This window comes from Prevotella sp. lc2012 (assembly GCF_900107065.1).
Taxonomy (GTDB): Bacteria; Bacteroidota; Bacteroidia; order Bacteroidales; family Bacteroidaceae; genus Prevotella.
In genome coordinates, this window is sequence record NZ_FNUF01000002.1 from 397,930 (window position 1) to 410,520 (window position 12,591).

The 12,591-nt window shown below is 50.9% G+C and carries 9 protein-coding genes; 4 read left to right on the plus strand and 5 right to left on the minus strand.

The window, feature by feature from the left end; translation table 11 throughout:
- Nucleotides 1–20: 20 nt before the first annotated feature.
- Both BLU99_RS05605 and BLU99_RS12155 read right to left on the minus strand, forming a co-directional pair.
- Entirely contained in the window at nt 21–2,414 is a 2,394-nt protein-coding gene (locus tag BLU99_RS05605) for a glycoside hydrolase family 127 protein (RefSeq protein ID WP_369807711.1), read from the minus strand.
- A 411-nt stretch (nt 2,415–2,825) separates the two neighbouring features.
- Nucleotides 2,826–2,978 carry a bacteriocin gene (locus tag BLU99_RS12155; RefSeq protein WP_143065733.1) on the minus strand — a complete coding sequence of 51 codons (153 nt, stop codon included), beginning with the start codon at nt 2,976–2,978 and terminating at the stop codon, nt 2,826–2,828.
- A 423-nt stretch (nt 2,979–3,401) separates the two neighbouring features.
- Here BLU99_RS12155 and metG point away from each other — a divergent pair, with 423 nt between their 5' ends.
- Genes metG through BLU99_RS05620 form a run of 3 tightly spaced genes read left to right on the plus strand, consistent with a single transcriptional unit; the run spans nt 3,402 to nt 8,031 of the window.
- Nucleotides 3,402–5,468 carry a methionine--tRNA ligase gene (gene metG, locus BLU99_RS05610; RefSeq protein WP_091900206.1) on the plus strand — a complete coding sequence of 689 codons (2,067 nt, stop codon included), beginning with the start codon at nt 3,402–3,404 and terminating at the stop codon, nt 5,466–5,468.
- On the plus strand, nt 5,440–6,966 hold the full coding sequence (locus BLU99_RS05615) for a lipopolysaccharide biosynthesis protein (protein ID WP_176771059.1): 1,527 nt from the start codon (nt 5,440–5,442) through the stop codon (nt 6,964–6,966). Before metG ends, BLU99_RS05615 begins: the two co-directional genes overlap by 29 nt.
- 15 nt (nt 6,967–6,981) lie before the next feature.
- Nucleotides 6,982–8,031 carry an NAD-dependent epimerase/dehydratase family protein gene (locus BLU99_RS05620; RefSeq protein WP_091900207.1) on the plus strand — a complete coding sequence of 350 codons (1,050 nt, stop codon included), beginning with the start codon at nt 6,982–6,984 and terminating at the stop codon, nt 8,029–8,031.
- On the opposite strand, the gene BLU99_RS05625 is transcribed toward BLU99_RS05620, so the two are convergent.
- Nucleotides 8,020–8,829, minus strand: coding sequence for a LicD family protein (locus tag BLU99_RS05625; RefSeq protein WP_091900208.1), 810 nt, complete (start codon nt 8,827–8,829; stop codon nt 8,020–8,022). The genes BLU99_RS05620 and BLU99_RS05625 overlap by 12 nt on opposite strands.
- Nucleotides 8,830–8,922: 93 nt before the next feature.
- Here BLU99_RS05625 and BLU99_RS05630 point away from each other — a divergent pair, with 93 nt between their 5' ends.
- Nucleotides 8,923–9,951, plus strand: coding sequence for a hemolysin activation protein (locus BLU99_RS05630; protein ID WP_091900209.1), 1,029 nt, complete (start codon nt 8,923–8,925; stop codon nt 9,949–9,951).
- 8 nt (nt 9,952–9,959) lie between these two features.
- Here BLU99_RS05630 and BLU99_RS05635 read toward each other — a convergent pair whose 3' ends face one another.
- Together BLU99_RS05635 and BLU99_RS05640 are read right to left on the minus strand one after the other, a co-directional pair.
- Nucleotides 9,960–11,135 (minus strand): outer membrane beta-barrel protein, encoded by a 1,176-nt coding sequence (locus BLU99_RS05635; RefSeq protein WP_144006096.1) that lies wholly within the window; start codon nt 11,133–11,135, stop codon nt 9,960–9,962.
- Nucleotides 11,136–11,181: 46 nt separating this feature from the next.
- Entirely contained in the window at nt 11,182–12,591 is a 1,410-nt protein-coding gene (locus BLU99_RS05640; RefSeq protein WP_091900211.1) for a DUF6080 domain-containing protein, read from the minus strand.

Genomic DNA, 12,591 nt, shown 5'->3' on the forward strand with positions numbered 1-12,591 from the left:
ATTGAGATTTGGATTTATAATTATTCTTCTCCTTTAACAAGTCGTACTTCATAGATTTCGCCAATTTGCTTGTGAGGCTTAGCGACAAACTTCACACGTACCTGTTTCTTGTCTTTCAGCAATTCGGCAGGCACGGGGTAGGTCTCGTACTTGAACTCGGAAATACGGTACTTACCCGTATTGTTCACCTCCTTCACCAGCACGTCATCAACGAGGATATCAAACTCATGACTCTTCCACTCGCCTACACCCCAGTATTTCAGACGGAGACTCAGATCGGTCTGTCCACCAGTCTTCATCAGGTAACTGAAATAGTGGCCATCACTAGCATCACGAAAAAATATATCGTTGGTATTGCCCACCTGCGAGCGATCAGTCTCCATAAAATGGTCGGACTCAGGCTGCTGTTCACCAGGCTGCACCTGATCAACGGTACGGGCCTCCAAAGCCTGACGTTCCTGCTCCTGCTTGGCTAGGTTGTCGAGATAACTCTTATAACTGTCCTCCGAGAGGGCGAGCCAATACATCATATAACGGGCATCGTGAATCTCGAAGAATGGTTGTATCTCGTTGCGGATTCCGTTTTCCATCTTCGTAGTAAGGGTGAAATGGAGAGGTTTTCCGACAATAGGCTCCAAGTCGTTGGCGAAATCCTCTAAGTTATTATTAATAAGGATTGGTGCCTCGTTGATGGGCAGTTTCTTACCACTGGCATACTGTCCAAAGCGGCTGTCGTCAGCAATCAGGTGATCCAGGTCCTCCGTTCCCGTCTTCATAGCCAGCATAATAGGTCCGTGCATCAAGGCAATGTACTGCGGTTGGTTAGGCAGATACTTCACGCTGTTGTGCATCGGGAAGGTAATGTCCACCACATCGCCCTTCTTCCACTGCCGGTTGATGGCGACATAAGAAGAAGGACCTGTAATGATGCTCACGGGTTTGCCGTTTACCTTCACCTCGAATGATCCGGGCTTCACCCAACCGGGATAGCGCACTAATAAACTAAACTGAGAGTTCTTGGACGAGCCAAGTGACGAAGTCGAGCGATGATGACCAACCTCAGTAATGGTGATACGACTGGTCTCAGCATAGGGGAAGGTGGTCTCTTGACGCAGTGTCAGACCTTTCTCCTTCCAAGTGAGCTCAGAGTTGACAAAAAGATTCACGTAAAGGGCGTCACCAACGTGGGTATAGATGAACTGTCCATATTTGCCGTGATTCTCCATACCCGTACCCACGCAACACCACATCGCCTCGTTAGGAGCCGAGTAGTTACGATAATGACGGGGACGGGCTGGTGTAAAGTACACATAACCACCGTGCTCCGGATGCTGCGAGGAAAGAATATGGTTAAACGTGGCCAACTCATAATAGTCGGCAAAACGGGCCTCTGGATTCCTGCGATGCAGTTCCTCTGTCAGCTTCAGCATATTGTTGGTGTTACAGGTTTCCGGCCCGTCGATATCGTTGATGAAGTCCATGCAAGCCTCCTTACTGGGGAAGTGCTCGCGACGACTGTTGCCTCCGAAGGCCAGCGAACGCTCACCTGTGACGATGTCCCAGAAATAGATACTGGCATCGTGATAGGCCTCGTCGGCCGAGAGTTCTGCAATACGCTCGAAGCCCACCACCTTAGGCACTTGGGTATTAGCGTGCATATTGTCGAGACAGTCCTGACGCTGCGACAGCGGGATTAACAATCGACGATGGGAGAACCGCTTGGCCACATCAAGGTATTTCCTATCGCCTGTTATGGCATAGGCATCGGCCAGTACCTCATTCATACCACCGTGCTCTGTATGGAGTGTCTGCTCCACTTGGGCATCGGAGAGTCCGACTGTCAGGTCAATCGCCCAATCGCAGAAGCCTAAGAATAGCTTTTTCGCCTGTTCATTACCGCAATAGACCCACGCATCGCGCAGACCCGCATACATCTTGTGGATATTATAAAAAGGTACCCACGCGCTATTATAAGCATTAAAATCACCCTTCTTATAAGCCGACCAGATGCGGTCGCTACCAGGCACACCGCCTACATAGCCCTTCCCCCAATCGGGATGGTTCTTGGCATGAGCATCGGCACAGCGTTGCAGTTCGCTAATAAAATACATCATCCGCTCGCGACAGACCTCATCACCCGTAGCGGCGTTGATGGCCATCGCTGTAAGATAGTGACCTCCCACATGACCATCAAGACTATCCCAGTTAGGATAGGACTCCGCCTTCGGAGTGAGGCCAGCCTCTTTGAGATATGGCGCCAACAGACGGTCGCAATCATATTGCAACAGCGTCTTGATATTCAGGTCACGCGCCGCCTTCAACGGACCTTCCAACAGGGTGATATCCCCTAAGGGAAACTCATCGGCATAGAGCCGATTCTGTGCTTGGATGCTACCTACACTCAAAAGCATCATCACCGTGAAAGAGAATCTTCCAACGAGCATCATAATTTTATTCATTATTTGGTAGTAATAATAATTCGGCGGCAAAGATAATCAATTTTTTTTTATTTCTTCATTTATTTCAGTTAATAAGTGTAATTTTGCCACCAATTAGTGTAAAACTACATAGAAATGAGACATTTATACATCACCACCTGCTTTGCTGCACGCTTCGTCAGCACCGTAACGGTGCTCTTTTGGCCCTCCTGCCATGCGAGCTCTGCTCACTACCAATGGGACGCAAGAAGTATCAAAGGCGGTCTTTGTAATAGAGCAAAAAAACTGCTCAAAACCCGTGTATTGAAATCGCCGTTTAATGGCGGTGGTTCATACGCGAGCTGTGAGCGTCGCTTAGTTGTGAAAGAAACAGAGTTATTGTTCTGTTTACTTTGTTAAGATACCAGAAATAATAGGGAACAGGGTCTTCTTGTTCTTATTCTCTGGGTTTACACTGTAATTCGGACATTTATCAGCATCCGTACGACGCGAAGGTCCACCCATAATGGCGTTCAGTTCGCTCTTGCTAAGATTCTTCATCGTTGTAAGTTTTTTAAGTTTTTGAATAATCGTTGATGATCCCAATGCTATGATTGGGAGGGTAAAAGTACGAACAATATTTTAATAGTACATTATAAATACCATGACATTTAGCATATTTTAACTCTTTGCGAATATTTATACTATAATCATCTGTTTATTTCTTACGATTGTCATACCAACGCTGGAAGCTTTCGTTGATAAGATTCACTCAATTTGCACGACCTTTGGACCTTGCCCGAAGGTACTTACGCTCGAGAAAGCCAAAAAAATTTTTGGTTTTCTTCTCACTTATTCGTACCTTTGAGAAACACTCGTAAGTAGGCAGCATCTCGGAAATACAAAGAAAAACACATTTTTCTTTTGCATTTCACTCGATTTGCACTACCTTTGCACTCAAAATAGTAAATACGTATTTAGAGAATGGAAAACAAGACCTTTAAGCGTACGACGGTGACGTCGGCGCTACCCTATGCTAATGGCGGTGTACATATCGGTCATCTGGCTGGTGTATACGTGCCGGCAGACATCTATGTGCGCTACCTGCGCCTGAAGAAACGCGAGGTGCTCTTTATCGGCGGATCAGATGAGCACGGCGTGCCCATCACTGTTCGTGCCCGTAAAGAGGGTATCACACCGCAGGACGTGGTGGATCGTTACCATGAAATGATCAAGAAGAGCTTCGAGGAGTTCGGTATCTCTTTCGACATCTATAGTCGTACCACCTCGGAGACGCATCATAAGTTTGCCGCGGAGTGGTTCCGTAAGCTCTACGACGAGGGCAAGCTGACAGAGGAGACTACCGCACAACTCTACGACGAGGAGGCCAAGCAGTTCCTGGCCGATCGTTATGTGACGGGCGAGTGCCCCCACTGTCATAACGAGGGTGCCTATGGCGACCAGTGCGAGAAGTGCGGGCGCGACCTCTCACCCACAGAGCTCATCAACCCGAAGTCGACCATCAGCGGCTCTACGCCCGTGCTGAAGGAGACAAAGAACTGGTACCTGCCCCTGAACGAGTATCAGGAGTGGTTGAAGAAATGGATCCTCGAAGAGCACAAGGAGTGGCGACCAAACGTGTATGGTCAGTGTAAGAGCTGGCTCGACATGGACCTGCAGCCACGTGCCATGACACGCGACCTCGACTGGGGTATCCCTGTGCCCGTGGAGGGTGCCGACGGTAAAGTGCTCTACGTGTGGTTCGACGCACCCATCGGCTATGTGTCTAACACGAAGGAGCTCTGCGACCGCGAGCCTGAGAAATGGGGCAACTGGGAGAAATGGTGGCAGGATGATGACACCCGTCTGGTGCACTTCATCGGTAAGGACAACATCGTGTTCCACTGCATCATCTTCCCTGTGATGATGAAGGCTCACGGTAAGTATATCATGCCTGACAACGTGCCGGCCAACGAGTTCCTGAATCTCGAGAACGATAAGATCTCGACCTCACGCAACTGGGCCGTATGGCTTCATGAGTATCTGGTTGACATGCCGGGCAAGCAGGATGTGCTGCGCTATGTGCTCACAGCCAATGCGCCAGAGACGAAAGATAACAACTTCACCTGGAAAGATTTCCAGGATCGTAATAACAACGAGCTCGTAGCCGTCTATGGCAATTTCGTGAACCGCGCCCTCCAGTTGACGAAGAAGTACTGGAACGGTGTGGTGCCTGCCTGTGGCGAGTTGCTCGATGTTGACAAGGCTGCCCTCGAAGAGTTCAAGGATGTGAAGGAGAAGGTGGAGGCCCTGCTGGAGCAGTTCAAGTTCCGCGATGCACAGTTCGAGGCGATGAACCTGGCTCGTATCGGCAACCGCTATATCACCGAGTGCGAGCCTTGGAAGGTCTGGAAGACCGACCCCAAGCGCTGCGAGACAATCCTCAATATCTGTCTGCAGCTCACCGCTAACCTCGCCATCGCCTTCGAGCCGTTCCTGCCGTTCTCAAGCAAGAAGCTCCGCGAGATGCTTGCCATCGACAACTTCGAATGGGAGCAGTTGGGTAGCACAGACTTGCTGAAGGCTGGTCATCAGTTGGGCGAGCCTGCCCTGCTGTTCGAAAAGATCGAGGATGAGGTCATCCAGAAACAGCTCGACAAACTTGAGGCCACCAAGAAGGCTAACGAGGCAGCAGCCTACAAGGCTGCTCCTGTCAAGGATACCGTCAGCTTCGAGGATTTCGAGAAGCTCGACATCCGTGTCGGTCTGGTGAAAGACTGCCAGAAGGTGAAGAAGTCGAAGAAACTCCTGCAGTTCACTATCGACGACGGCTCTGGTACCGACCGCACCATCTGCTCAGGCATCGCAGCCTTCTACGAGAACCCCGAAGAACTCATCGGCAAGCGTATCCTCTTCGTGGCCAACTTTGCCCCTCGTACGATGATGGGCATCGAGAGTCAGGGTATGATCCTCAGTGCCGTCGATGCCGACGAGAGTCTCAGTGTGGTAACCGCCACCAAGGATGTCAAGCCTGGCAGTCAGGTGGGATAAAGAACATTCCGACGTTAAAAGTAAGAACTTGAGTGAGAGTCTGAAGGAGAAAACAGCGAAGGGCCTCTTCTGGGGTGGGATGAACAATGGCATGCAGCAGTTGCTCGGCTTTGTCTTTGGCATCATCCTCGGACGACTGCTCTCGCCATCGGACTACGGTCTGATAGCGATGATCATGATCTTCTCGCTGATAGCGACCGCTCTGCAGAACAGCGGATTCTCTACGGCTCTTGTGAACCAGAAAGAACCAAAAGACAGTGACTATAATGCTGTCTTTTGGTTCAATATCTTGATGGGAGGAGGCATCTACCTGATCCTCTTTTTCTCGGCACCGCTGATTGCCGACTATTACCATGAGCCACGACTCGTTGCCCTTTGTCGCTATGCCTTCATCGGACTGCTCTTCAGTTGCTCGGGTGTGGCACAGGCGGCTTATCTCTTCAAGAACCTCCGCGCCAAGCAGTTGGCCAAGGCGAGCATCACGGCAACAGTGATCTCCAGTAGTGTGGCGGTCGTCATGGCGTGGCAGGGCTTCTCGTATTGGAGTCTGGCCACACAGACCAACCTCTTCATCCTCATCTCGACACTACTACGCTGGCACTATAGCGACTGGCGCCCTTCATGGACGGTCGACTTCTCATTCATCCGTCGCGCCTTCCCCTTCAGTGTGAAGATTCTCATCAGTGATATCCTCACCCATGTGAACAACAACGTGATGAATATCCTGTTGGGACGCTACTACAGTGCTCACGACACAGGCAACTACAACCAGGCCTACCAATGGAACAACAAGTGTACATCACTCATCCAAGGCATGGTGAAGCAGGTCGATCAGGCAGTACTGGTCAGCGTGCGCGATGACCAGGAGCGGCAGTTGGCCGTACTCCGTAAGCTCGTACGCTTCGCTGCTTTCATCTCTTTCCCCCTGCTCCTGGGGTTCGGTCTGGTGGCTAAGGAGTTTATCGTCCTGGCCATCGGCGAGAAATGGCTGGTCTCTGCCACTTACCTACAATGGCTCTGCGTCTGCGGTGCCGTCCTACCCCTCTCGACCCTATTGGCCGACCTGATCATCAGCAAAGGGAAGAGTGGCACATTCATGGGCTGCACACTGGCCTTAGGTATCTTGGAAATCCTGGCCATGCTCGTGCTCTATCCCTACGGTATCCGGACGATGATCCTCGCCTATGTGGCCTTGAACCTCGCATGGCTCTTCGTCTGGTTCTTCTTCGCCAACAGACTGACAGGCTATTCGTTCCTGCTGTTTCTGAAGGATATCATACCCTTCGCCCTCACCGCCACAACGGTGATGCTGTTCACTGGCTATCTCACAGACTATCTCGTCAATAGTCTGCTGACCGTCGACGACTACACCGCCCTCTGGCTATTGCTGGTGAGCCGCGCCGTCATCGCCGCACTGCTCTATCTGCTAGTCATGAAGGCTGCACGGGCCACGATCCTTGACGAGTGCATACAGTTCCTGTTCCATAGAAGACGATAACAAAAAGACCACATCATGACAGAAAGTAATCCCTATCTTCAGGATATTAAAAGAGGACTGGCCTCTCTCGACCTGACAGTCCTTGACGGCCACAGCATCCTTGTCACAGGAGCTACCGGACTGATTGGCGGTTGTCTGGTCGACGTGCTGATGCACTGTTCCGCCAGCACTTGTCAGGTCTATGCGTCAGGGCGTAACGAGGAACGAGCCAGAAGACGGTTCGCCGCCTACTGGGATGACAGCCGCTTCCATTTCGTCCAAGGCGACGTGACAACACCCCTGGACACGAACCAGACATTCGATTATATCATCCATGCCGCCAGCAATGCCAGTCCGAACTTCTTCAAGGAGAAGCCCGTGGAAGTGATCAAGTCGAACATCAAGGGGGTAGAGAATCTGATGGAATACGGTCTCTCCAACGGCATGAGACGTATGCTATATATCTCCTCCGGTGAGATCTATGGTGAGAGACTACAGACAAATGCGGATATTGACAACACGGATGTGTTTACAGAGACCGACAGTGGTTATGTGGACTGCGCCACCCCACGAGCCTGCTACCCCTCGTCAAAACGAGCCGCCGAGACGCTCTGTGTGGCCTATGCCGCCGAATACGGCGCCGATGTGGTCATCGCCCGTCCATGTCATACCTACGGACCTTATTTCACGGAGAGCGACAACCGGGTTTACGCCCAATTTATCCGTAACCTGTTGGCAGGGGAGAATCTCGTACTGAGAAGTAGAGGAGAACAGTTCCGCTCCTGGCTCTACGTCGTAGACTGTGCCTTTGCCCTGCTCACCATCCTGTTAAGAGGCAGCAAGGGAGAGGCATACAATGTGGCCGACGAGCGGTCGAACATCACCATCCGTCAGTTGGCAGAGCTACTGGCCGAGGCAGAAGGCAGACAGGTGGTCTTCGACATCGACGAGACGAACGGCAATACGACACCTATCTCCCGTGCGGTCTTCTCAACGGAGAAGCTCGCACGACTGGGATGGCAGTCCCGTACGCCGATAGCCGAAGGACTGGCTCACACGCTGGCAGCCCAGCGCCTACTTCGTTAACTCCGGGATGATGACTACCGAATGGAAATGCCGCTTCTCCACAGGCGGTATCTCCATATAGTTTCCATAGATATTTCGCAGATATTGGTCGGGATCATGGGGAGCAGGGAACTCCGCATCCTCGAACCTGACCGTCGACAACGGCAATACCGTCGCTTTGTCATGCGTGATGCCATAGCCGTTCATCGTGGGGATATTCGCATAGCGTGTCGACCTGCAACAGAGACTAAGCATCTTCCATATAGCCTGATAGACCAACAGTTGGCCACCGAACCAGAAGAACTCCGCCACGGCACGCAACGAATAGGTATGGGGATGATGCAGGATAGAGTTGCTCTTCGTGATGCCCTTGGCCAGTCGTTTCGTCCACGACTTCGGGATGTCAGGATGCCGCTCGAAAGGGAAGATATCCACATAGATACCCTTTACATATTCGTTCACGAAACTATCACCTTTCTCGATGTAGAGAGAGTTCAGATCACGGATCTTCACCATCTGCTCCTTCACATTCGGATCCGTTGTCGGTGTCTGAAGGAACAGACCATCGGGCAGCTCACCTTGTGCGATTCTCGCAAAGCGTTTCATGTCCTGATAGTCCATCGCAATATCGATGTCATCATCCCAAGGGATGAAACCGCCATGACGCACCGCACCCAACAGGGTACCGCCGTCGAGCCAGTAGCTGATACCATGCTTCCGACAGATACCGTCGATCACCTTCAGAATCTCCAGCTGCCTCAGCTGACAGACCCGTAGGTTGGGCTGAGAAAAAGCCCGTAGTTGTTCCTGATAGTCCATAACTATTGCAAAGGTACAAATAATTGCGCAAATATATTTGTCTTTTCTCCTATTTATTCGTATCTTTGTGCTCAACTTCTTGTATTTCCCATCATGAAATATCCTGCTAAGACCGATATCGCTGTACTGCTACTCTTCTTCACCCGGAGCGACACCTTCGCTCAGGTCTTTGAGGCCGTGCGCCAGGCACGTCCCTCAAAACTGTTTCTCTATCAGGACGGTCCTCGTGACGAACGGGACATGGCAGGCATCGAAGCCTGCCGTCAGATTGTCAGCGACGAGCATATCGACTGGGAGTGTGAGGTACACCGCCGCTATCTTGACCATAACGAGGGCTGCGACCCCTCCGGCTTCCGTTCTCATCAGTGGGCTTTCTCTTTGGCCGACAAGGTCATCGTGCTCGAGGACGACGTCGTTCCGGCACAGTCGTTCTTCCCTTTCTGCAAGGAGATGCTCGACCGCTACGAGCACGACGAGCGTATCTCGATGATTGCCGGCTTCAACATCGACGAGACGACCACCGACTGCCGCAGCGACAGTTATTTCTTCACATCGGCCTTTAGCATCTGGGGCTGGGCCTCATGGCGACGGGTCGCCCTACGGTGGGATTCCACTTACAGTTTCATGCATAATCCTGAGACATTACGGAGACTGGAGACCCTTGCCAAGGAAAGGAAGCTACGTAGCGACATGCTCCAAATGTTCCACGACCACAGTCAGAGCGGAAAGGAGTACTTCGAGACCATCTACTGGGCCGACATGCTGCTCCACGACTGCCTGGCCGTCATGCCAGCAAGAAACCAGATCAGTAATATCGGCCTGACCACCGACTCTACCCATTTCTCGGCAGACCTGAAGACCACGCCCCATCGTCTCCGTCGGATGTTTACGATGCAGCGCCATGAGCTGACGTTCCCTCTCACCCATCCCCAGCAGGTTGTAGAGCACACGGCCTATCTCAACCGTCTCTACCGTGCTAACGCCTGGAATCACCCGTGGATCAAGATCCTAAACTCCCTCGAAGAACTATGGCTGAATCTCCGTTACGGCAACCTCAATAAGATCAGGCAGTCCATCGGTCGCCGCCTTCGCAAATGGTGCAGCACCGACAGACATGTTTGATGATATTATCAGAAACAGAAGCCTGCGCCCACCGTGACTGATGACATCGTGTACTCTATATTATAACGATTCTTACGATATTCGTAATTAGCAAAGAGGCGTAGCGTATATTTCCACAAATCGATATCGACACCGCCACCGGCATAATAACCAAACAAAGCACTATTAAGATCAACATTATAATGCTCTTCCTTCCCACCAAACTCATAGCAAGTAAGCAGACCGGCACGAATGATGGGCGACACCTTGCATCTCGAGAAGAAACGATAGGCAGGTCCTATGGACAACTCTCCCATGGTAAACTTCATTTTATAATAGTCGGGCGTCGTCACATTTAATCCCGTACGAGGCTCCTTCATATCCCAATGGCTCAACTGAACAAGCGCCTGCATAGAGATATTTTTGTTAAAACGAGGAAAGAGGAAATCAACACCTACTCCTATCTGAGGGGTCGACACCGAACTGTTAGGACGATTATCAGCTTTCTCTATTTTGAACTTTCCAGACAACATACCTGCTTCTATTCTGAAGCGCGTCTTCACCAAAGCAGACTTCTTCTCATTATACCAGTATTCTATGCACTCGCCAGATGATGGACAGAACTCCTCCACATACTCCTTGGTAAGCTTCATCAGACGACTTGGCTCACAGTCGCTCTCCCATAGCTTATCAACAGTCTTGGGACTTTTAGAAAAGAGCTGGACGCCCTCATTCATACCCTCACGCTTAATCCTATTGATCTCTACAAGTGTTCTGTACTTACTCCTATCATCATTCTCATGCGTATCCTTCACCACAGACACCTTGCCTTCCTCATCCACGAAATAGAAATAGTCGATACCCTCTTCCATATGATGGAACAGACTGATGGCACCTTCCAATAGAAACTCTGCAAAGAAGGTCTTTTCCTCTCCGTTCACAGGAAAAGTACGGGTGATGTAATAGATACCACCATCCGCCAGTCGATAGCCTTGGATCTCCTGGGGCGTGTACTTCTTGAAGGCTTGCTCCTCGTCGGCACGGAACACACAGATGTATGCATTCTTTGAATCTCCCCGGTAGTCGATGACACCATGGATCGTATCATTATGGTTCGTAATGATGTATCCCTTCTGAGGATTCACTTTGGCCATTGCTGTCGTTGCTGCAAGAAGCAACGACGACAGAATAACTGTTTTTTTCATTTTGACTTATTGTTGATTAATGGATTGATAATTAGTTGATTCACGTTCAGATGGTTGACTGGATGGGCGACAATAGGAAGTCGACCAACGGGATACCGTTATATAATATAAGGTAAAACGATAACAGCACGATGGTTGCCCGTAACAGGAAGTGACAAATGCCACAGGTGTTCCTGAACAGATAGGCGATGGCAAACGGAATGGTGAAAAGCCAGTGGGGTGCCATAATGAAGATCTCGTTGAGACCAAAGCCTAACACCAGATGAATACTCATATCGAAAGCGAAACACGATAGCACGAGCCATAGGAAGCGCTGTCGCCTGCCAGCCCACAGTCCTACCAGGAACAACAACACGATGACGCCCTCTATCACATAGCAGACACCCCAGTCGTAACTTACGAAGACAGGACGGAACACCAGCGTGTCGTCCAGGAAATGCTGCCGATGGAACTGGATGGCCTCACCGAAGAGATTCTCGTAGAGAGACCTGATACGCGAGGTGGAAGTGTCGGTCCAACTTAAGAAGCCTACCTTCTTCATGGGCGTACCCGACTTGGCAGCCTGACGGGCAAGCACCTGCTTGCGCTTCTCCTGCTGCTCTCGCACCATCCGTTGCTGCTCAGTCGACATCGAGGCGATCGCCTGCTCACGTTCCGCCGCCTTTTTCTGCTTCGCAGCAGCACGAGCCTGTTCTTTAGGCCATACATAGGTACGGTACTCCCAACAACTGACTCCCCACATCAGGGCAGCAGGTATCAGGACGCCCAACAGCAGATAACGTAGACGGAAGAAGTGCCTACCGTTGACGAAAAATCCTGCAAGGAATGTCTTAACACCATTGCTCAAGGTGACGCCAGCCGTGAAGAAGAACATCAGCGCACTCTGCCACCATGCGAGTTCCTTGTTTCGCACAAGACACTTGCCCGACACATAGAGTGTCAGCAAAAGCAGGAACATGGAAATGGTGAAATGGTCGGGAACGATGACCGACAGCATGATATAAGCCATCGAGAAATAGAACACCGACATCAGCGTGGCATCGAAGCGAGTCAACAACAGGATCTCCCGGTGGATACGATAGGTGAACAGATAGGAATAGAGTGAGCACACCACCAGAAACAGCGCCACGATATACTGCACACAGTTTACCCCCAGCAGCGCCGACAGTCCGCTGTTCAGCAGATAGAGCGGATAGATAAAGAACGCCAACAGCGGGTGACGATAGACATTATAGACCGTATCCCAATCGGTCACGCCCAGATAGGTGAGCGGATCATAGCCTGAGAGATGCAGCTCACGCTCGAAGGTCTTCCAATAAGGGCCAAAGCCCTCCTGCATGAACAGGTCGTGCATCCGCCAGATGAACAAAGCGTTCAATACGATGATGAGCACCAGTGCCACCAAGGCCTGTATACGTTCCTCCGGTTTTATCCCAAACAGTTTGAAAGGTTTCAT